9 protein-coding genes are annotated in these 22,408 nt (G+C 61.3%); all 9 read right to left on the reverse strand.

Going from position 1 to position 22,408, the window contains the following annotated elements; all coding sequences use genetic code 11:
* Positions 1-35: 35 nt before the first annotated feature.
* The 9 genes from A7D21_RS28020 to A7D21_RS28060 all read right to left on the reverse strand — a co-directional run bounded on the left by A7D21_RS28020 (position 36) and on the right by A7D21_RS28060 (position 22,343).
* Positions 36-704, reverse strand: coding sequence for a hypothetical protein (locus tag A7D21_RS28020; RefSeq protein ID WP_053253751.1), 669 nt, complete (start codon positions 702-704; stop codon positions 36-38).
* Complete coding sequence (locus A7D21_RS36345; RefSeq protein WP_069553214.1) at positions 704-11,242, reverse strand: hemagglutinin repeat-containing protein; 10,539 nt, start codon at positions 11,240-11,242, stop codon at positions 704-706. The genes A7D21_RS28020 and A7D21_RS36345 overlap by 1 nt, the downstream gene beginning before the upstream one ends.
* Before the next feature lie 31 nt (positions 11,243-11,273).
* Positions 11,274-12,998, reverse strand: coding sequence for a ShlB/FhaC/HecB family hemolysin secretion/activation protein (locus A7D21_RS28030; protein ID WP_069553215.1), 1,725 nt, complete (start codon positions 12,996-12,998; stop codon positions 11,274-11,276).
* A 449-nt stretch (positions 12,999-13,447) separates the two neighbouring features.
* Positions 13,448-13,930, reverse strand: coding sequence for a poly-beta-1,6-N-acetyl-D-glucosamine biosynthesis protein PgaD (gene pgaD, locus A7D21_RS28035; RefSeq protein ID WP_069553216.1), 483 nt, complete (start codon positions 13,928-13,930; stop codon positions 13,448-13,450).
* A 2-nt stretch (positions 13,931-13,932) separates the two neighbouring features.
* Positions 13,933-15,273 (reverse strand): poly-beta-1,6-N-acetyl-D-glucosamine synthase, encoded by a 1,341-nt coding sequence (gene pgaC, locus A7D21_RS28040; RefSeq protein ID WP_017136591.1) that lies wholly within the window; start codon positions 15,271-15,273, stop codon positions 13,933-13,935.
* 2 nt (positions 15,274-15,275) lie between these two features.
* Positions 15,276-17,273, reverse strand: a complete 1,998-nt coding sequence (gene pgaB, locus A7D21_RS28045) for a poly-beta-1,6-N-acetyl-D-glucosamine N-deacetylase PgaB (protein WP_069553217.1) — start codon at positions 17,271-17,273, stop codon at positions 15,276-15,278.
* Positions 17,274-17,285: 12 nt separating this feature from the next.
* Complete coding sequence (gene pgaA / locus A7D21_RS28050; protein WP_069553218.1) at positions 17,286-19,766, reverse strand: poly-beta-1,6 N-acetyl-D-glucosamine export porin PgaA; 2,481 nt, start codon at positions 19,764-19,766, stop codon at positions 17,286-17,288.
* 300 nt (positions 19,767-20,066) lie between these two features.
* Positions 20,067-21,563 carry a YdgA family protein gene (locus tag A7D21_RS28055; RefSeq protein WP_069553219.1) on the reverse strand — a complete coding sequence of 499 codons (1,497 nt, stop codon included), beginning with the start codon at positions 21,561-21,563 and terminating at the stop codon, positions 20,067-20,069.
* A 147-nt stretch (positions 21,564-21,710) separates the two neighbouring features.
* Entirely contained in the window at positions 21,711-22,343 is a 633-nt protein-coding gene (locus tag A7D21_RS28060; RefSeq protein WP_069553220.1) for an NADH:ubiquinone oxidoreductase subunit N, read from the reverse strand.
* Positions 22,344-22,408: the final 65 nt, after the last annotated feature.

Consider the following 22,408-nt stretch of genomic DNA (forward strand, 5'->3'; position numbering starts at 1 on the left):
GGCCCCGGCTCTTCTGGACCTAGCCTCCCCTCGCATCACCCAACCAAAAGTTCTTTTAATCGCTCTCCAGCAGTAGCTATCTCGCTGGTGGTCAGCGGCGTATAGCTAACAACAATCAACACACCTCCGGCCAATTCCGAGGCCTCCTCAACGTGCCCCTTGAGACAGTTAATAATCTGTTGAGGGCTTTTCCCAAATGCGCGAAGGCACAATTTCTCATCAAAATAATTCGCCGCATTTATACGAAAAACACCATCTCTCCCGTTAACATCTTTTTTTGTAGCATCGCATGCAGCTACTACTGCCGGCCAGTCGCTTCTAGTGACAGACCAATCATGCAGTGCAGCTCTATAGGCACCAAAAGCCTCTACGTACGCAGGGAAAATTCTTTTCAACAAGTCCAAATAATCAATTTTAGCATTCGAAAACTCAATGAATATAGAGTCATCAAATTGAGCATCATCTTCTAGATATCTCTCGCTTCTAAGAGAATATGCAATTCGACCTTTTATTCCCTTTGGAAGGAATTTATCTAAAGAAACAGAAACAACAAGCTCGCCTTCAATATCGGGAACATCTACAGCACCGGCCAAATCCCATGGCGCACCTAAGCCGGACAACCTTTCGAGAAAATTTTCGTGTCGCTTTTCAATCGACTCTGAAAATTTTGGCCTATGACGAAATTCAAGCTTATGCGTAGCCATTAGGGTGCAACCCTCACAGTAATGTTTCTGATATTTTGCTCAATCAAAATATCAGTTGCTCTATCGGCCGCTTTTTGACTTGGAAATTCAAAAACGGCTTTGATACCGGGATTTTGTTTCAACGCATTCGATACTCGCTGAACACTTTGAAGTTGCTTATCAAACGATGTCAATGCTGTTTTTCGGTCAATTAAGGTAATACCATCGACATCCTCAACACCATCAAACTTCACGAAATTGTTACCGTTAGGATTTGGGTTGTCAAACCGTATTGCGGGCACGGCCTTACGCTGCGACAGAACGTCTGAAAAAGCTCCTGTTGTACCCGCTTCGAATTTCACGAACGGCTTACTAAAATCGCCCTGAGGCTCTTGTACGAAGATCAAACCTTTATTTTCGCCCTCAAGCTTGCGTGCGTCTTTTATGGTCAATACATCGACCTTCGAAAGATCCAATCCCCCCATTACAGGCGCCGAGGGCTCTTTTGCACCAAGACTAAAATCCGTAGCGCCATCAACCGCCTTACCACCAACGGTAATGGGACCCCGATCGTAGCCTGCCGGGAGATTGTTGCTGTATTCCCCCTTCGAAGTGGTCCCAGGTAACGCAGTGTTTGGACCTTTTGTTGCAACGGCTTCGCCTGCCTCTTTTGCCACCGCCTGCAACTCGGCCTTGGCGACCTTGGCCGCAACCTTCTCCGCCAACATGGCGCCGCCTTTCACGAGCGCTCCGCCACCAGCAAGAACACCCGCCATGTCACTCAACAGCTTTCCAGTTTCAACCCCAGCCTGGAAGGAACCACTCGCCCCAGCTTGTTCAAACTGCGCTTGCAAGTTATCTATGCGGTCGATGTACGTTTGCTTGACTGAATCCCAAACGCCACCGCTTTCAACCACGGCTTTGAGCGCCGCATAAGTTTCCTTAAGGTTGCCGGCGGTGTGCACGATACTGTCCACGGCGTCATTGAGCCCCAACACAGCTCCCGCGGCTGTACCTGCTGTGAAACTTGCGTCCTGCGCGATGTCGATTGCCATCCACTTGGTAGCAGTTCCAGTCCGGCATCCCAGACCCGCGCAGCCTGCCATTTCTGCATCACGTTGAGCCTTCTGCTCCTTACTCAGATAGTTGTTTTGAACAGCATTAGTCCCCGCCTGCGCGCCCGTCACTGCTCCGCTCAGGTCACCGCCAGCAATCCCACCCGCCAGCCCTGCGGCCAAACCAGACAACGCTGAAACCGTCTCTCTCTGCTCCTGCGTAAGATCCGCCGTTGCCGTGCCTGGGTAGAGTTGGTGGGCAATCAGTTCGCCCGTCGCAGCCCCGGCACCGCCCGCCAACGCTGAGTTGCCCTGGGCCTGCGCTATCACCGCACCCAATACAGCGTGCGCCATGGTGTTGAGTGCCGTGTTATCTCCGGTAGTTTTCTTGATGACTTGCGCCAGGTACGGTGCTGATGCGCCCGCAATGGCTGAACCGATATCGCCCCCAACCAGCCCTTGCAATGCCGCCGTTACGGCCTGGGCTACACGCGGATAGTCACCGCCCACGCCGTAGTCAGCCATGACTTTTTTATAGGCATCGCTGGCAGCGATCTGCTCCTTCGTCGGCTGATCATTGCCTTTGGCGGCCAGCTCTTTGCGACCCGCTTCTTTGGCGTTGAGCTCGCCTTGTGTGTGCACAATGTCTACTGCCTGAGTACCAATATCCGCAATCAACTGCACCTGCCGCAGGCGCTTCTGCTCTTTTTCCTTATCAAAGATCGGGCTGATGCTGCCGTTGGCGTGTTCAACATCGTGGCTCAGCGTTGCAACGTCCTGCTGCTGTTTGGCAGGGTCGCGGATGTCGAGGGTACCGTTGGAAATGGCCGATGAGGTGGTGCCGCTGTCACTGTCGCCGTGATTGAATGCGATCAAGCTGCCGGAGGGCATATTGCTGATGAACGCATTGGCGCCATCGCTGCCGCTACCGCTGCTCACACTGGCGCTCTGCAACTGGCTTGTGTACTCAGCCTTGTTCTTTAAAACGCTCCATCCCAGCGTGCCGGTGCTCAGGCGGTTTTTGTCCGGCGTGGCTGTGCTGCCGATCACGCTACCATCGAGTTGCGTGTGGTTGCCTACGTCAATCTGGTAGCCGCCCTTACCGCCGAACAGGCCGGTTTGCTCCTGCACACTCTGGTATTTGGAGTCGATCTTGCTTTTACTGATGCTCAGGTTTGCACTGCCACCGGTGCCGATGATGGCGAAGCTGACGCCCCCACTTACGTCCGTCTGCTTGGACTTGTAGTTATCGGTGTCTTGCAGACTTTGCAGCGTAAGGTCACGCCCCACAGTAGCGGTAATTTTGTCTGCGCTGACCTGCGCGCCCTTCAGGGCGGTGTCTCGGCCGCTGATCAGGCTGACCTGTTTGCCTGCGTCCAGGGTCGTTTCCGTCCAGGTGGTGCCGGTGCCCTTCTCTTTACCAGTGCCCTTGTTTGCATTGGCGAAAATGCTCAGGCCACTTTCATCTGAGCCCACCCCCAAGCTGATGCCAATCGCACCGCCACTGCTGTTGTTTTTGCCATCCAGTTTTTGATTATTCGCCGCAGCTTCCAGGCGAATATCGCGCTCCGCCGCCAGTTGCATTTCGTTGCCGGCCTGCAGCTTGCTGCCTTGTACATGGATATCACCTGCGGCCCCAGGCGTGCCGTTGCCGTCCGCCACGATGGTGAGGTTGTTGCCGGCCGTCAGGCTGCTGCCCTGGCTGAGTGTCTGCTCCTGGGTCTGTTTGGAATCGGATTTTTGCGAACCCAGGGAGAGGCTGATCCCCACAAACTGCGAAGCATTCCCGCTGTTCATACCGCCATCTTTCTGCGCCGCTTGCCACGCCTGCACGCCCGTCAACCCTGCCTTCACACCCTGCAGCGCCGAGAGGCGGCCGTCGTCCTCGTTCTTGGCTTGCTTGGCGGTCTTATAAGCAGAGTCCACCGCGCTACCCACAGTGCCGGACAACGCCAGGGTCAAACCACTGGTTTTGCTTTTGGAGGTCTGCTCGCTGCGGTTGTTGTTCTCGGAAGCCAGGATGCTGACATTTTGCCCAACCAGGCTGATGTCCTTACCGGCAACCACGTCAGAGCCGCGAATGGTCAGGTCTTTGCCAGCCTGAATATCCACGCTGCCCAACACACTGCCGATGTTGCTGGCCCGGGTGGTTTCGGTGCTGCTGGTGAAGGTGTTCTGGTTGCTGCTTGAACCCAACGTAACGCCGATGCCGCCGCTGCTCATCAAGCCCGATTTTTTGGTCGAGGACGAATGGCTTTGTTCAAAGGTTTCCGTCGCCCCATCAATCACCACATTGCGACCGGCAATCAGGCTGGTGGCGTTGGTGGAAACCACGTCGCTGGCGGTAGTGCCGATGTCACGGCCAGCACGCACGACCACGGTATCAGCGCTGATGGAAGAGCCCTGCTGGCTGATCTGGTTACTGCTGTCGATGCGCGTTTTCTGGCTGCTGGACAGCAACCCTTTGCTGGTTTTGGTTTTGCGGTAATAGCTGTAGTCGCTGTCTTGCGCGGCGTTCAGCGCCAGGTCATTGCCTGCGTACAGGTAGGCTTCCTTGCCGGCACTCGCACGGCTGGCGCTGACGACGAGGTCGTTGCCGGCACTCAGGGAGAGGTTCTCACCGGCCACCAACGATGTGCCCACTTGCTGAACGTGGTCTTCCTGGCTGGTGACCTTCTTGGAATTAAACGCCGAATGCTGTTCATTCGCCGCCGACGCCAGGTTCACATTCCCCTTGGCCACCAACGCCAGATCACGCGTGGCATTGAGCTGGCTGCCGATGGCGCTGATATCCCGCGCAGCCACCACCTGGAAGTCGCGCCCGGCTTCGATCACGGTGCCGTACTGGGTTGCGCTGCTGCTGCGCATGTAGGTGCTGACGGCATTGGCGTTGCGTTGTTCGGCGGTGGCCAGGCTTACATCGCGCCCGGCTTGAACGCCCAGGTCGGCGCCGCTTTTGAAGGCGCCGCCGGTGCTGTTGACGTCGCGCCCGGCTTGCAGGGTGAGGGTGTTGGCGGCTTCGATGCGGGCGGCGTTGTCGACGAAGTCGGTGCGCTCGGTGCGGTAGCCGCTGCTGCTCTGGTGGCTGGTAACGGTGCGTTCGTTGAGCACATCGCCATTTACCGCGCGCACGCTGACGTCGCGCCCGGCGATGATGCCGCCGGCGCGGTTGGTGAGGTTGTTGCCGGCGAGCAGGTCGAGGCGGTTGCCCGCTTGCACGAGGCCGCTGTTGACCATGTTGCGCCCGGCGCTGGCCGCCAGGTTGTTGGTGGCGCGCAGGGTGCCGACGTTGTTGAGGTCGGTGCCGCTGACCAGGTTCAAGTCGCTGCCGGTGATGAGTGCGCCGTTGGGCGCCAGGCGGTTGTTGGCCTGGGCCAGGTAGAGCACGGGCACCAGCACTTGCTGGCCGGCGACGGTGGCGTTTTCCATCCACACGATGTCGTGGGTCAGGGCCGCGACTTGCTCGGCGGTGAGGCTCACGCCTATGGCCAGGTTAAGTGCCTGCTTGGTGCCGATGGCGTTGTCCATCAGGTACTTGAACATCGAGGCGTCGCTGGTCTGGCCATCAATGAAGCGCTGGCCAGTACGGGCGATCACGGCTTGCTGGATCAGGCGCTGTTCATACAGGCCGTCACCCAGGCGCTTTTGTGCCTGGTCCGGGTCGTAACCCAGTTTGGACAGCATGTAATCGGAGCTTAAGAACTGGCTGAGGTTGGTCAGCAGCGGGTTGGTTTCGATCAGGTATTTCTGTGGGTTGGAGACGAACTGGCTGTCTGGCAGGCCTTGCACGCGGTTGATCACCACGCCGTCGGCCGAGGTGCCGCTGCCGGGCACGACCGGGCCGGTCACCGGCGTGCGGTCTACGCTGCCGCCGCCCAAGGTCCAGCCTTGCGGGCCGGTGCTGGCTGGCGCGCTGGCGCTTTGGCCACTGAGGCGGAACAGCCCGCCTTGGCCGGTGGGCAAGGTGAAGCCGGGCAGGCTCAGCGGGTTGATCTGCTGTTGGGCCAGGTCCGGCGGCAGTTGCTGGTTGAGGGTCACGCGGGTGGAGTAACCGGCTGCGCCACTGGCACCGGTGGCGTCGGTGGTGGTTTTGGCACCTGCGCCGATGTAGCTATAGCCCAGGCGTACCACGCTGTTGTCGATGCCGGCTTGCGCTTTGACGTCTACCGCGCCGCCTGCCTGAATCACGGCGGCGTAGCGTTGGTCGTCGCTGGCGATTTTGGTGACTTTGCCGAACTGGGTGCGCTCGATCTCCATCATGCCGATGAAGTTGGCCACGGTGGCCTCAAGGCCGCCGAGGTCATTGGGGTTGTAACCGGCGCTTTTGTACCAGTATTTGTTGGTGAGTGCGGCGGCGGCACTGAACCAGCCTTCAGGGTGCTTGGTGCGCTTTGACGTGAAAAGACGATAGGTCTCGGTTTCGCCGGTTTCGATGCCGGTGTTGACCAGGTTGTTCAGGCGCGCGGTGAAGTTGCCACCGGCCGCAATCGAACTGCTGCTGTTGAGCAGGTCGCCGCCCGCCAGGGTCATGTTACCGCCCGAGGTGATGCTCGAACCGGCACTGGCGGCGGTCACTTCCAGTTTGTCGCGGGTCACCAGTTCCCACACGTAGTTGCGCGGTGTGCCACCGGCGTGGCAGTCACCGGCGTTGACGTACTCAATGCACGTGCCTAGGGTGGCGGAGGCGGTGTAGACACCTGCGTCGTTGACGGTGAGTACCGCCCGTTCATTCTTGATCGAATTGGCGGACAGGCTGAGGTTGCCGTCACTCTGGATCGTCGACGAACTGTTGAGGATGCTGCTGGCCAGGCCGCCCTTGCCGTCGCGGTCAACGCTCAGGTTGCCTAGGCTGTAGAGGTCGGCGTAGCTGTTGTGCAGCGCATCGACACGCAGGCTCATGTCGCCGCCGCTGAAGATCAGGCCGTGGTCGTTGAGCAAGGCGCCGGTGGTGGCGACCAGCCGTTGGCCACTGCCCAGGGTCGCGTAGTTGTTGAGTGTGCCGGCGTTGACCACTAGGTCGGTGGCGGCGGTGAGGCGCCCACGGTTGTTGAGTGTGCCGGCGATGTTGGCGGTAGTAACGCCACCGCCGGCAATGCTGGCCGTGTCGCTGAGGGTGGCTTGGGCCGCGCTGAGGTTGAGGGTGCCCAGGCTGCTGATGCGTCCACTGCCGTTGAGCGCGCCGCTCAAGGTCAGGTCGAGCGCGCCGTCACTGGCGATCAGGCCGTGGGTGGTCCAATTGGCGCCATTGCCGATAAAGCGCCGGGCGCCGAGCAGTTGGCCGGTGGCGGTCTGGTCGAGGTTGTCGACATTGACTGTGAGTTGCCCGGCCTGGATCACGCTGCTGTTGGTCCAGTTGCCTTGGGTGATGGTCAGGTCGCCACGGGTGACCAGGCTGCCGCCCACGTCGTTGAGGTTGGCGGGTGCAATGCCGAAATTACCGGTGCCCACGTGCAGGACATTGCCGCCCAGGTTCTGGAAGCTGCCGGCGTTGAGGGTCAGGTCGTTGTTGGCGGTTTCCAGCACGCCGTTGCGGTTGTCGAACCGGCCGCCGATGGCGAATTCGGTGGTGCCCGCCGTGCCCAGCGCACGTAGGCGCCCGGTCTGGTTATCGAGGCTGGCCGCGCGCACCTTGAGGGTGCTTTCGCTTTCGATAATGCCCAGGCGGTTGTTGAGCGCGCCGCTGAGGTCGAGGTCGATCTGTTGGCCGGCAATCTGGCCGTCGTTGTCGCCGCTGTTATCAAAGTCATGCCCGACCACGCGCATCAGGCCTTTGGCATACAGCCCGCCGTTGCGGTTGTCGAAATTGCCGGTGGTGACCAGTGCGTTGCCGCCCTGTGCGGCGATGCGCCCGCCGTAGTTGTCCACGCTGCCGGCTTGCAGGTTGAGGCTTTGCGCCTGCATCACGCCGCCCTGGCGGTTGTTGTTGAGGTCGTAACCGTTGCGCAGCACGCCGACCACTTGGGTTTGCAGTGCGGCCTTGAGGCTGGCGAGGGTGCCGCCACGGTTGTCGAGGCTGGCTGCGTTGATATTCAGGTCACCGGCCTGGGCGATCAGTTTGCCGCTCTGGTTATCCAGCGTGTCGGCCACGTTGGCGGTCATGCCGCCCTGGCTTTGCACGGTGCCTTTGCCATTGTCCAAGCGGTTGGCCGTGAGGCTCAGGTCGGCGTTCTGGCTGTAGATCAAGCCGTCGTTGCCGTTCTGTACCAGGCCGCTGGCGGTGAGGCTCAAGCGGTCGTTGGCAGCCAGGGTGCCACGGTTGCGGTTATCCAGGCCGCCGGTCAGCAGGGTCAACACGCCTTGGCTGGCAATCTGGCCGCCCTGGTTGTTGATCTGCGCTGCGCGGCTGATCAGCAGCGGGCCGCCGCTGGCCAGTTTGCCATTGGTGTTGGTCAGGGTCGCGAGCAGGTCGAGGGTGGTGGCGGTGCCGCCACTGATGCTGCCGGCGCTGTTGTCCAGGTTTTGTGCATTCAGGGTCAGGGCTGCGCCGCTGTCGATCACGCCGCCTTGGGCGTTGTTCAGCAAACCGCCCACGGTGAGGCGCTGGCCCGATGCGCTGGAGAGAACGCCTTTGTTGCTGTTGTCCAATTCGCCGGCGCTGACGTACAGCGCCTTTTGACTGACCAGTGCACCGCCCGCGCTGTTGAGCAGGCTGGCGGTCAGCGTGGCATTGAGGTCGCCGTAACGGCTCGACAAGGTGCCGCTGTTGCGGTTGTCGAGGTTCGCGCCGCTGACGGTGAGGCCCTGCCAGCCGGACATCAGGCCGTTCTGGTTGATCAGGTTTTCGGCATTGAGCACCAGCAGGTTATTGCTGATCAGCTTGCCGTTGCTGTTGTTCAACGTGCGACCGCTGAGGTTCAGGGTTTGCGCGCTGGAGAGTTCGCCGCCCTGGTTACTGAGGTCGCGCAGGTGGTTGATGGTCAGGTTGCCGGCGGTGGTGATCAGGCCACCGGTGTTGTTCAGGTCGCCAGTGGCAGTGCCGAAGTCCAGGGCAATCGCGCTGCCCAGCAGTGAGCCGTTCTGGTTGTCCAGCTCGGCGCTGTTGAGCGTCAAGGCGTTGCTCGCGTTGAGCAGGCCCTGGTCGCGGTTGGCGAGGCGGCCAGCCACGTTGAGTACGGTGTCGCCACGGCTGGTGAGCGTGCCACCGCTGTTGTCGAGGTCGGTGGCCTGCGCATCGACCGAGGCGGCGGCAATCAGGCCTTTGACGTTGGCCAGGGCCTGGCCGATGCGCAGGGTCAGCGCGGCGTTGCTCAGCAATTTGCCGCGGCTGTTGTCGAGGTTGTCGGCGGTGAGTGTGAACGCCTGGTTGCTGGAAATCTCGCCGCCCTGGTTATGCACGTTCTTGAGGTTGTTGAGCATCAACAGCGGTGCATTGATCAGGCCGTTCTGGTTGTTGAACTCGCCCCGGTTGAGGTCCAGGGTCAGGGCCTCGGCGCTGGTGATCTGGCCGCCTTGCTGGTTGTTCAGGTCGGCGGTGCCGAGGGACAGGGCCTGGCGCGCGCTCAGGGTGCCGTTCTGGCTGTTGTCGACGCTGGCGGCGTTGAGGATCAGGCTGCCGTCGGTGACCAGGCGCCCGCCTCGGTTGTCCAGCGCGCCAAGGGTGCTGAGGGTCAGCGGGCCGGCGCTGGACAGCGTACCGGCGTTGTTGGCCAGGGTGCGCGCCGAGATGCTCAGCAGCCCTTCGCTGCTGATCAGGCCCTGGTTGCGGTTGAGCAACTGATCGATATTCAGGGCTGCGCCGCCGCCGGCAACCACCAGCCCGCCATCGCTGTTATCCAGTTGTGTAGCCGTGACCAGCACGCCCGAACGGCTGGACAGCTCGCCGTTGCGGTTGTCGATATTGACGACATTGGCCTGCACACCGCCGATACCGGCGACCAAGCCTTTCTGGCGGTTGTCGAGGCTGTTACCGGCCACGCTGACGACGCCCTGGCTGGTGACCAGGCCGCCCTGGTTATTGAGGCTGCCGACGTTGAGGCTCAAGGCCTTGCCCGCCGTGATCAGGCCCGCAACGTTGTCGAGGGTGGCGACCGTCAGCGCTGCGGTGTCGAGGCTTGAGACTTCACCGCCCTGGTTGTGCAATTCACCGACCACCGCCGTCAGCGGCCCGTCGCTGGTGACCAGCCCACCTTGGGTGTTCTGCAGGCGATCTGCGGTAATAGCCAAGCCATTATTGCTGAGGATGCGACCTTTGTTCTGGTTGTCGACCGAGGCGGCGGTTATCTGGGTGCGCTGTTTGGCGCCCAGTGTGCCGCCCTGGTTATTCAGGGCTTGGGCATCCACGCTCAACGTGCGGCTGGCGATGACACTCGCGCCGGTGTTGTTGACGGCCTTGCCGCGCAGGCTCACATCGCCTGCTGCGTTGCGGGTGTTATCGGTGTTGACGCCGGCTTCGATGATGTCGCCGTTGGTCAAGGTGCCACCGGCGGACAGCGCAATGCGGTCACGGGCGGCCAGGCTTTGGCGGTTGGTGAGATCGCCCTGGGTGTTCACGTTCAGGGCTGTACCGGCATATACCGGCCCTTTGGCGTCCAGGCTTGCGGCGTTGACGTTGACCGCACCGCTGGCGGCAGCTTGCGCCATGCTCAAATGCCCATTGGCATCGAGCTGGATATCGCCGCCACTGGCCGCCAGCGTGCCGTCGAGCTTCACGCCCACACCGGCTTCGGTGCCCACCAGTTTGATCGCGCCGGCGTACATGCCGCCCAGCGCGGTGGAGTCGATGGCCAGTTCCGGCTTGGTGCTGCCGTCGTCGGCGCGCGGGGTGGCGTTGAGAGTCTTTGCATCAACGTCGTTGCGCCCGGCGATCACCGCCAGTTCGCGGGCGTTGATCTGTGCGTTGATCTTGGCGGTACGGGTGATGATTTCGAAGCGATCGACGTTGCTGGCATTCAAGCCTTCGCCATCGATGGTCACGGCGCCGCCGTCAACCTGGTAGCGCTGCAACTGGCCGCTCGCGTCGAGCACCGGTTTGCCGGTGGTCAGGGTCACGTTGGGTGTGTTGATAAAGCCGCAGCCGCTGCACGTAATGCCGTACGGGTTGGCGACGATGACTTTGGCCGACTGCCCCGCCACTTCGGTGTAACCGCGCAACTGGCTCGGGCTGCCGCCGTTGACCTCGTTGAGGATGACGCTGGCGGCGCCGCCCTTGAGGTTCGGGTTGCCGACGATGTAGCCGCCGAGCTGGGTGTTCTGCACCGCGCCGGTGGCGTTGTTGAGGATCACGCCGTTGGGGCCGACGTTGTAGTCCTTGAACTGGTTGTGGGACAAGCCACTGCCATTGGGCGCGGCGATGTTCACCACCGGCACGCCGTTGCCGGCCTGGCCGACGCTGGTGGCCGGGTTGCTCACCACAATGCCGTCGGCCTGGGCCAGCAACGGCTGCCAGAACAGCGCGTTGACCAGGATCAGCACCAGGCCACGCTTGGGCAGGCCGAAGAACGCGTCGCGGCGCTTCAGGGCAGCAGAAGGTTGACGGGCCAGAAAGGCAAAGTGGCGAACATCCATGGTCAAATTCTCGTTGCAGCGGGGCGTTGAATTACAGGAAGAAATCCATGCGGAAGTAGATCGGCGCTTCGCGCTCCGTCACCACTCCCGGTCTTTCTAACGAATGGGCAAACGTCACGCTGGTGCTGACGTATTTGCCACGGGCGAACAGTTCCACGGAGTTGCTCGAAACGCGGCCGTGGTTGTCGCCGTTGTAACGGTCGTTGCGGATCACGCCCTGGTCGTAACCGAGGCTGGTGCCGTATTCCGCAAAGGCCGGGCGCAGCCATTCCAGGGTGACCGGGCGGGCCCAGCGCACTTCGTTGCGCCAGTAGCCACCGCTGTCGCCGGACAGCTGCTGATCCTTGAAACCGCGTACCGACGACGAGCCGCCCAGGCTGATGCGTTGCGGCGAGAACAGCACGTCTTCACTGCGTTGCCCGGTGGCCAGGCTGGTGAAGCTGAACGACTCGCCCCACAGACGAAACGGCTGCAAATAGCTGACGGTGGCGGTGTATTTGCGGTAATCCGGGGTGGGCGTAAGGTTGCCGAACTGATCGCGATGCTGGTCGTCACGCTGGGCGTCAAAGGCGCCGATGCCGTTCTGCACACCCAGGTCGACGTTGACGAACGCACTGCCGATGCGCCGGCCGTGGTTGATGCCAAACTGTAGTTCGCTGATGCGATTACTGCTGATGTCGAGGTGGGCGTCGTTGACGTAGTTGTTGGTGCGCAGGTGAGCCACCCCCACGTTGACCGAGGTTTTGCTCACGTCATCGCGGTGAATCACGCGCTCTGCGCGCAACTGGTGGTTCTGGTTGTCGCCCGACTGCTTGAACTTGAAGGTGTCGGTGTAACCCAGCGCGCGGTAATCACTCTCGCTGTAGGTGTAAGTGAAGTTCCACCAGCCCCACGGCACGTTGTAGTAGAGCATGGTGTTTTTCGAGGTTTTCTGGTGGTCGCTGATGGCGTCGTGGCCACCGCGCAGCACCAGTTGATCGGCCAGGCCCAGCGGGCTGTCCCACTCCAGGCCCGCGCCCCATTGCTGTTCGCCGGTGCTGCGTTGCCCGTCGTTATTGCGCGACAGGCTGGCGCGCCAGGGCTTCTGTGGGGTGTTCTTGACCACCACGTCGCTGCCGCCGACCTGTTTGCCGGGGGTCAGCTCCATTTGTGCCTGTTTGGATGGCAGGCGGTTGAGCTGGTCCACCAGTTGCTCGACTTCACGCAGGTTCAGCGCCTCGCCGACCTTGCCGGGAAACGCCATGGCCAGCTCGCGGTCGGTCACGGTGCTGCCTTCGGCGCTTCGCAACGCTTCGAGTTTGCCCTCGACCACCAGCACTTGCAGGTGGCCGCTGCCGAGGTCTTGTTGCGGCAAGTAGGCGCGGCTGGTGACGCGACCTTTGGCGATGTAATAGTCGGTGATGACCTTGAGCAGTTCATTAAGCTGCGAGACGCCCAGGCACTGGCCGACATAAGGCTTGAGCAACAGCGTGCGGTCGCCGGCGGGCAGGCTGTCGGCGCCTTTGAGTTCGATGTCTTTGATCGGGAAGCAACGGGTGTCGGCAGGCGTGGCCGGCGCTTGGGGCTTGGCCGCTTTGCCGGGCAAGTCCTGCAGTTCTTGCAGGCGCCGGCTTTGCTCTTCGAGCAGACGGTTTTGCCGGTCGCGGATCAAGTCTTGATCCCCTGGCGTGGGAGCGGCCGTGGCAGTGTTCAGGCTCAAGCAGGTGAGCAGGAAAGTGCACAGCAAATACCGAGTCCGTGGCAATAACAGAGACATGTTCGATCCATCGAAAATCAAGGGGCGGCAAACTAACATCGAACTCGCGCTAGCCCAAGAAACCGGGGCCATTGCACATCCGCACTTATTAAAGCCGCAACTTATTGATTAATAACAAAAAAGAATAATCAAACCGCGCTGACGCTGGTCGTAGACAAGTTTATTCCGACAAGCGGCAACTCTATTTGATAGTCATCCAGTAAATAACCGAATAGAGGCCATTATTTAGCCATCAACTACTAACTGAGTTAGGTTAGTGCGGGGGAATACAAAAAAGTTCGCGGCAGTTTTGTGAATTGGATCCCATTTATCGGAATTCCAAGCGACGCAGGTGGAATGCGGGAACTGGCTTGCCTGCGATGGCGGTGTGTCAGGTATTGACTGGGTGTTGGCCCACCGCTATCGCAGGCAAGCCAACTCCCACAGGGGTCTTGGGTGCTGTGGAATATCTAGCCGGCGTCTTTGTCTTTTTCTGCGCCGGGCACCAGGGTCAGGCCCGGGCGCTCCACGTCGCGCGAAACATGTGCCTTCACGTCTTCCACACCGCCGTCATCGTCGTTGTGGATCACCAGCACACCCGGCTTGCGAAACTGCTCCAGGTGGCCGTCGCCGAGCTTGAAACTCTCGCTCAGGTGCTGGTCGCTGAGGGCATTGGCCTCGGCGCGGCGCTGGGCGAACTTGCGCCCGCGACTTTGTTGATAGCGCGCCCAGCTGATCAGGATCAGCGCATTGAACAAGGCGATCCACAGGTAGATTTGCAAGGTGTTGAGCGCGGCAAAAATCGGCGCCTCAATGCGTGGGCCGCCATGGGTTTCCAACATCGCGGTCATCCCGCGCGCCAACAGCCAAACCAGCCCGCCCCACGCCAACAGCGTGAGCAGCACATCGATGATCCACATCAGGGTGTTCTGGCGAGTTCTGACCAGTTTCATGATCACGCCTCCTCTTCACTGGGTTTGATACCGCGGTCCGGGCTGACCCAACGTGCACGCTTCTGATGCTGGTTAAACAGCACCTTGGGAAAGCTGACCAGGGTGGTGAGCAAGCTGACCAGCCAGAACACCATCGGGTACCACACGGTCCAGAACAGCGTTTTCCACAGGTCTTTTTCGTAACGCCGGTCGATCAGGATGCTCACCGCAAACTGCAGCAGGCAGACCATTGCCAGCACCAGGCCGGTAAAGGCCGGTGGCACCAGGGAGTCGACGGCGATCGCCTGTGGCAGTACCACGAACTTGCCCACGCCCCAGAAAATCACCGAGAGCAGGAAGGTAAAGGCCCAACCGGTGGACAGGCAGTATTCGAACAACAGCGGCCACAGGTAGCGATGGCGCCATTGCCAGATGCCACGGATGTTCTTGAACAGCACCTCGGCGCCGCCCTGGGCCCAGCGCAGGCGTTGTTTCCACAGGCCGCCGACGGTTTCGGGCATCAGGATCCAGCACAGGGCGCGGGGCTCGTAAAAGATCGCCCAGTGGTCGAGTTGCAGCTTCCAACTGACATCGATGTCCTCGGTGATCATGTCGGTGCTCCAGTAGTCGATGCGGTCCAGGGCTTTCTTGCGAAACGCCACCACCACACCCGACACCGTGAAGATCCGGCCGAACACGCGCTGGGTGCGCTTGATCAAGCCGATGATCGAGGAGAACTCGCCCACCTGCACGCGGCCGATCAAGGTCGAGCGCGTGCGGATGCGTGGGTTGCCGGTCACGGCGCCCAGGCGCGGGTTGTCGAGCATCGGCGCGACCATATACGCCGCCGCGTTTTTATCGAGCAAGGCATCGCCGTCGATGCACACCAGGTACTCACTGCGCGCGGCCACGGCGCCCATGCGCAGGGCCACCGCCTTGCCCTGGTTCTGCGCCAGGTGCAGCACCCGCAGGCGTGGGTGTTGCAAGGCCAGGGCGTCGAGCACCGCTGCGGTGTTGTCCTTGGAACCGTCGTTGACGGCGATGACTTCGATATTCGGGTACAGCTGGTTCAGGGCCGCATGAATGGTGTCGGCGGCGTTATCGCCCTCGTTGTAGCAAGGGATGATGATCGAGATCAGCGGGTTGCCGGCCAGCGTGGGGGCTGGCGTGTCTTCTTTCCACGGCCAGTGACGCTCCCAGTGCAGCCAGAAATACAGGCCGCCGGCGATCCACAGTGCCGACATGAACAGCGGGTAGAAAAACACGAAGTCCATCAGGAACTGCCCGGTGACCAGGAAAATCAGGCCTAGGGGCACGCCCAACACCAACGCCAACACGAATAAAGCCAGGATTCTGTCGAACATGGTCAAGGGTTCCATTGGTTGGAAAGGGCCGGACGTACTGTCTTCAGGTCCGGTGAGTTTTCCAGGAAGTTATCCGGGTAGTAGCCGAAGCTCCTGACCCCCTGGCGTTTGAGCACCCCCATCCATTCAGCCATCTGCGTGCCGCTGATATCGGGCGCTTCTTTGGTCCGCCAGTCTTTGGCTTGCAGTTCGAACACGGTGCGCTGCAACGCGTCGGGACGCGCCTTGACCGTGGCCACCAGCTTTTCCAGCCAGGCATTGGAGTTCTTCAGCGTCTCGCCTTCCATCAGCGGCATGGCCATCGGCGCGGTCCAGTCGTAGGTCTGGAGGAAGTCATCGAGGTTCTGCGCGAACCAGCTTTCGCTGCCCGGGTTGAGCATCGGCTCGGCGAAGATATTGCGCGCGGTCTGCACCTGCGGCCCGCGAATGGCGCGGACTTTACCGGCCAGTTCCTGGGTGAAGTCGATCAGGTAGCGGCTCTTGAAACGCGTCCAGCGCTGCATCACGGCCGGGTCGGCGCGCAATGCGCCAATGCTGCTCGGCAGGCCGTTGGCGGCATAAGCTTTGAGCGCGGCCGGGCTGGCGTCTTCGAAGTCCGAGAAGAGCGCGTCGTCGTGGAACAGCACGCCATCGATGGCGGTGTTGCGCGCCAGGTCTTCGTAGATCTCGCCGATCTGCTGGCGCACCTTGGGATCAAACGGTGACAGGCGCTTGTACTGGTCGGGGTCGATGCCCACCTGGCCGGTCTGCGGGTCCCAGCGGGTAACGCGTGGCAACGCCGGGTCGAGGGCAAAGCTGAGCACCGGCATCCAGGCGAAGATGTTCACGTGGCCACGGGTGCGCAACTGCCAGGTCACGCGGTTGAACAGGTCGCGGCGCACCGGCAGGTGGCGGTTGGGGAAGTACAACGAGTGCACCAGGCCATCGCCCTTGGGGTCGGCGAAGGCTTGCAGGAACACGGTGCTGGCGCCCATGTCGACCACGCGCTGGATCAACTGGTCGAGGTTGCGCGCTTCCTGGGCCGGGTCGGGGTCGTAGACATTATCCAGGTCGACGTGCAGCACACGCATCGAGGTCTTGGCCTGGGTGCCGACAATCGCATTGGCGTAGTGCTCGCCATCCGGGTCGGACGCCACCAGGAAACGCGGGCTGCTCTTGAGGTTGGCGAGGTCGTCGAGGCCATCGTCCAGGGTCAGGGCCATCTGGTAGCCCTGCTCACCCACCACGGCCAACGACGTGCCATCGGCCGCGCCGTAAGGCCACACCCACACGCGCGGAGCCTTGCCGGTGACGGCCCGCAGTTTGTTGGAAATGGCGGTCACGTCGGCGCGCATCCGCGCCTGGAACTGGGCTTCGGTTTCGTATTTGCCGGTGGCAGCATCGTATCGACGAGTCGCGGCGGCCGGCTCCAGGTTGCCCTGCGGGTTGGCCAGAATGCCCATGTGGCTGGCGTCGGTGTGCGCGGCGATTTCCACCAGGTTCGATTTGGAAACTTCGCGCACTTGCTCCCAGGTCAGGAAGTCGGAACGGGCGCGCGGCGTGCCGGCAAAATCCACCGGTTTGTTCAAGGGCGTGTCGATCCAATACCCGACCGGCGCCAGGATGACCGGCCAGTTATAGGCACGCAGAATCGGCATCACACGGGTATAGAAGCTTGAGTAACCATCGTCGAAGCTGAGCATGATGGCTTTGGGCGGCAGCTCACGCCCACCACTGCGCGCCGCCAGGATCTGGTCGACGCTGACCGCCTGGTAACCGTTTTCGCGCAGCCAGGCCAACTGGTCGATCAAACGCTCGGTGCGCACCGCCACCACGGCCTGATCGGGGTCGCGGTCTTCGACGTCGTGGTAGGCGATGCCCAGGAAATGGTTTTTCGGCCACGGCGCTTCGCGTGCCGGTGTCGGCCGCTCGGCGGGGGGAGTATAGGGCGCGGGTTGCTGGGCGCAGGCACCGGCCAGCAATACACCCAGGACCAACAAGCAACGGCTGAGGACAGTCATGGTCAGGCTCTTTTAGAAACGGTAAATGAGGTCGACGAGCAGGCGCAGATCGCGTTCGCGAACACCGTCGTAAGGTCGGCTGATCAGGCTCAGGTTGGCGCCGGCTTCGAGTACGTCGTTCCAGCGAACGCGTTGGCCGTAGCCGATCAAACCAACGCCACCGGTGGAGTAATCCCGCTGGCTATACGTACCTGCACCGACCTGGAACTGCTGACTCCACTGGGTCTCGTAGCGGTGATAGAGCACATGGTTGACCGTGACGGTGGGCAACACGCTGAAGTCCGATTTGGGGTTGAAATACACCACGTCTTCCTTCGAGTTGCGGCTGGCGCCGACCTCCAGGCCCAAGTCGACTTGCACGTGCGGCGAGCTGTAGATGCCCTCGCGCCCGGTGAGCAACGCTTCGAGCCGGTTGTTGCCGTCGCTGAAACGGGACGGGCTGAGGGACAGCTTCCATTCGCGGCTTTCATTCGCACGCCAGCGGATAAACCCGCTGCCGCCGTTGGCCGTGACATCGGCATTCAAGGCCCGCAGAGGCGTGCTGGTCAGCAGGTAGCCGAGGCTGCCGCCGTACTGCCAGTTGTCGTTGATATCGCGGGCAATCGACACGCTGGCGCCTTGTTTGGCGCCATAGCCGTAGGAGTGGTTGGAGACTTCGGCTTCAAGGGTCATGTCGCGGGTGCGCCGCTCCACGCCGACGCGCTGCCAACGATGCTGGCCGGTGCCTTCGGTAAAGTCGGCGGTGGCATAGCCGGCTCCGGCGAAGACCCGCCAGTCTTCGTCGATGGGCGGGCTGTAGAGCACGCTTTCGATGCCCCAATCACGGCTACCGGCGACCGCGCCGACGTCGCCGTTATTGCCCCCGCCGTAGCTTTTACCGGTGTAGGCCTCAACGCGCAGTTCAGCCATGTCGTGCACATCGCGCAGACGGCTGAGGCGCTGCACCTGGCGGCTGTCCGGGTTGCGGGCCAGCACGTCATCGGTCAGCGCGTCCATCTGGCGCCATTCCTGAAGGTCCATGGCGGTGTAGGCCTGGGACACTTCCAGGCCGATATCACGCGGGACTTGGGTTTCGGTTTCCTTGAGGGCGCCTTCGGCGCGGCGCGGCCAATCACGGGCGCGGTACATATCCGCCTGGGCCAGGCGCAAGCCGACATTGCCCGGGGCTTTTTGCACCAGTGCCTCAAGGCCGGTTTCACTGCCCGGCAGGTCACCGCCGTAGGTGCCGGCCTGGGCCGCCAGTTGTTGCGCGTCCATCCAACTGTCGTTGGGGTTGCCAATGGGCAAGCCCTTGAGTTCGACGCGCGGTTTCTGGGTGGCGGCCAGGCTATTGGCGACGTCGCGCGCTTCCATCACTTTGTCGCTTTCGAGCAGGGCGTAGAACAACGCGGTGCTGTCTTCGACGTGATCGCCAGGGTCGGCATCCGGCGCAGTCAGCGCCTGGCGATACAACGGCTCGGCTTTTTCCGGCTGGCGCTGGTCGAGGTAAGACGCGGCGACCCAGCGCACGGCATACGTCGGCAATTGCACGCCTTCGCCGTTGAGGGTTTGGTACTCGCGAATCACATCAGCGGTGCGTGCCCGCGCCTTGAGCGCGCCCAAGCGGTCGATGCGCCAGCGCACCACGTCGTCATGGGCGCTGGCGTCCGGGGTCCAGCGCGCGAGCAGTTTGTCGTAATCGTTGAGGGCGCGGTCGGCGACCACGTAGCGTTCTTTTTCGGTACGCGTGGCGAACTCGGCCATGCGCACACGCTCGGCGGCGAGGTCGCCTTCCAGACGGCGCTGGGTGACCGCGTCGAGCACGCCCGGATGTTTGGCCGACAGGCGCAGCGCGGGCTCCGGCAAGCGAGCCTTTTGCAGGGCGATGATGTATTCGCGGACCACTTCGGGCTTGTCACCGGCGCGGGTGAAGGCGTGGTCGAACTCGAACAGCGCGTCGTAGTTCAAGCCCGCGCGGGTCAGTGCATAGCCCAGGGCCATGCGGCGGTTGGGGTCATCGGGTTGCGCCGCCACCAACGCGCGCAAGCGTTGCACCGCCTCGGCCGTTTGACCGCCGTCGGCCTGGGTCAGGGCCTGGCCCAGTTGCAGGTCGATATTTTTCGGTTCGCGCAACAGTGCCTGCTGATAGACCGCCAAAGCTTGCGGCCACTGCTTTTGATTGCGATACGTGCGCGCGACCGTGGCCAGGGCTTGGGTGGTGAGGTTACGGTTTTTGCCCTGAGCCTCGTACACCTTGAGCACTTCGGCGTCTTGACCGGCCCAGCCGGCAATCACCAGGTGGTCGCTGATCTGGCCGGGGGTCTGGCGCTCGGCGGGCAGTTGGCGCAATTGGGCAAGGGCGGGCGTGAAATTGCCGTTACGCGCCTGGATGATCAGGGCATCGTAGGCAGGGTCGGCCAACGCGAGGCTGGGCATCAGCAGTTGGCTGCACAAGGCGGCCCCGATGAGCAGTCGCAACCGGCCTGAAGCACTGATGGGTAGGTTTCGCAGCATATCGAGAGCTTCCTTACACAAGGAAAGCTGTAACGATAGGTGGTCCTGAGCGAAACGCATCAGGGTGCCGGCGTCTAGTGACCCGGCCTAGCTTTCCTGTAGGAACTATCCCTCAGTAAAGTAGGCAGAAGGCCAATTGATAACAATTGTTCAGAATTGCAGGGCCTGCCGGAAATATGAATGTGGGAGCGGACTTGCCCGCGATGATGAGGTATCAACCGGCCTTAACGCCGGTCGTTTGACCCCTGTCGCGAGCCCTTCCGCTCCCACATTATTTATTTCTTACTGATGTAAGAAATCTTACTGCGCGCCGCTGACCGCACCCATTTTGGCCATGACAAAACCAATGAACTGCTCAACAGTCATCTTCTGGCCGTTGAACATCACTTCATTGTTGGCGTAGTGCAGTTTGGAGACCACGTCGGTGCCCACCAGGGTCGCCAGTTGCGTACCGACCGCCATGCCGCTGACCATCTCGGCAGCCATCTGCGATTGCTGCTCGATGGCTTTAGGGTCGGTCACACCGCCCACTTCGGCTTGCAGGGCGGCTACATCGCCAATCATTGGCTTGGACAGGGTCAGGTTGGCATCCAGCAGGGCGATGACTTGTTTGCCCAGCTCAACCGGCGGCAGTTCCATCGACGCAGGCTTGGTCAGGTCCAGCACCAGGTTGAATTTGCTTTCGCCGTGGGTGGTTTTCAGCGACAGGTTTTCCACCGCCAGTTGCGGCTTGGCGGCCAGCACCTGGTTGACGTTCGCCTCTGCCAGGGTCTGCTCGGCTTCGCTCAGCTGCAGCTCAGGCACGGGCTGGCCGGCCGCCGCAGCGGCTTGCACCGGTTGCATCTTGTCCTGGTAAAGCTTGGTCAGCACCAGCATCGCCGGGATGTCGACGTTCTTCATGCTCAAGGCCATGGCCGCCGAGCCGACAGGCTTACCCTGGTAACCGATCTCGTCGATTTTGTAGTCGACACGGCCGGCCAGGTTGTTGTCCTTGGTCTCGCTGGTGTCTTTCTGCTCGAAGCCCTTGAGGGTCAGCACCGCTTTCTGCGGGCCGAAGGTGACCTTGGTGTCGGTCAGCTCAACGGTGTTTTGCCCGGTGTAGAAACCGAAGGTGGATTTTGCCAGGTTGCTGGCCACGGTCAGGCCAGACAGCTCGGCTTCAAACGGCGCACCGTTGGCATCGATCGCTGCGACTTTGAGGCTGTTCATGTAGCCGTCGGCCTTGACCTTCTGGCCTTCGGCGGTGCTGTCGAAGTCCAGGTTGGCGCCGGAGAAACTCACCGAGGACTTGTCGTCATTGAACTCCAGAGGCAGCAACTCGACGTTACCGTTGACCGAACGGTTGTAGCCGATATTGGCCACGCCTTTAAGCGGCGACACGTCCTTGCTGGCGGCGAACCACTTTTCGGTGGTGGCGTTTTTTTCCAGCGCGTAGTGACTGGTGGCCATGACCGGCAGCCATTTCAGCGACACCAGGCGGGAAAACGGCAGCGGGCCGTGTTCGATATGGTCGACAAACAGCAGCTCAGGGTTGGGGTTTTCTTCGCCGAAGACGCTGCCTTGGCCCTTGAGGCGGTAATGGGCGGTGCTGCTGAACAGGCCACGGTCCAGGGAGACCAGCTCCAGGTTCACGGTGCCGTCGACGCCGGCCATGGAGGTCTGCAGTTCCTTGTTGGCGTTCTGGATCGCGGTTTGCAGCACCGGCTCCAGCTGCTTACCGGTGTACCAGGCGCCGCCTGCACTGACGACGCCGACGGCGACAACAAAACCCAAAAGAACAACTGCTGGCTTATTCATGAAGTGACCTGATCAAATCCTGTGAGAAGTGGGCTGTCTTCCTTGAACCCCGAGGGGGTTGGCTCAAGCCCGCCGAAACGGGGGGAAGATTAGCACTGGCAGCCGCGAACGGCTCAGCTTTTCAGAGGGGTCAGGTCAGCAGATGGTTCACGAGTACTCCAATTCGACCTCATCAAGTTGGTGATCGAAACGCTTCAAACGGGCCGTCCAGGTGTACACCAACACCTCAAACTCGCGGTGTATGACGGCATTGCCGGGGGTGTCGGCCTTGGGGTCACAGAAATCCAATTGGTAACGTTCGCGGGCCATGGCGTTGGCCACATCGGACAATTCCCGTGCGTTATTCAGCCAATACCTGCCATCAGCGACCTGCTGGTCGAGCAGCACGCATTGTTTTTTCAGGGCTTCGAGGCTTTTTTCCAGAGGGGTGCCGGTGAGTTCGCCCATCACCTCCTGGAAGGTGCGGCCGGGCTGCCAGTAGCTGCCCCAGAAATAGCGATCGAACACGGTTTCAACGCGGCGTAACGCGACCTTGGTGTCCCAGATCGCTACGCGTGTCTTGCCTTGCTCAAGCAACTTCTTCTTCACCCGTTGGTTTTGATATGACGCCCACGCCACCACACCAATGGACAACGTGCCGATCACCAGGCAGGCGCTGTCGAGAAAGACCATGGCCTTGTCGATTTGGTGGGCGAGCATGACGCCGTAAAAATAAGCGGCCGATAGCAACACCAGTGCGAAGAACACGCACCAGAAAGCGGGAGCATAAGGGTTTTTCATTATTGGAATCCCCATGAGCAAACGCGAGCAGTGACAGGTAAGTCGGCCCTCAGGCGAAGAGCATG

The organism is Pseudomonas sp. AP19 (assembly GCF_001728855.1).
GTDB lineage: Bacteria > Pseudomonadota > Gammaproteobacteria > Pseudomonadales > Pseudomonadaceae > Aquipseudomonas > Aquipseudomonas fluorescens.

Excerpts from the sequence above, each read along its gene's own strand:
- A7D21_RS28020 (WP_053253751.1), bottom strand. The coding sequence starts at position 704 with ATGGCTACGCATAAGCTTGAATTTCGTCATAGGCCAAAATTTTCAGAG.
- A7D21_RS36345 (WP_069553214.1), bottom strand. The coding sequence starts at position 11,242 with ATGGATGTTCGCCACTTTGCCTTTCTGGCCCGTCAACCTTCTGCTGCC.
- A7D21_RS28030 (WP_069553215.1), bottom strand. The coding sequence starts at position 12,998 with ATGTCTCTGTTATTGCCACGGACTCGGTATTTGCTGTGCACTTTCCTG.
- pgaD (WP_069553216.1), bottom strand. The coding sequence starts at position 13,930 with ATGAAACTGGTCAGAACTCGCCAGAACACCCTGATGTGGATCATCGAT.
- pgaC (WP_017136591.1), bottom strand. The coding sequence starts at position 15,273 with ATGTTCGACAGAATCCTGGCTTTATTCGTGTTGGCGTTGGTGTTGGGC.
- pgaB (WP_069553217.1), bottom strand. The coding sequence starts at position 17,273 with ATGACTGTCCTCAGCCGTTGCTTGTTGGTCCTGGGTGTATTGCTGGCC.
- pgaA (WP_069553218.1), bottom strand. The coding sequence starts at position 19,766 with ATGCTGCGAAACCTACCCATCAGTGCTTCAGGCCGGTTGCGACTGCTC.
- A7D21_RS28055 (WP_069553219.1), bottom strand. The coding sequence starts at position 21,563 with ATGAATAAGCCAGCAGTTGTTCTTTTGGGTTTTGTTGTCGCCGTCGGC.
- A7D21_RS28060 (WP_069553220.1), bottom strand. The coding sequence starts at position 22,343 with ATGAAAAACCCTTATGCTCCCGCTTTCTGGTGCGTGTTCTTCGCACTG.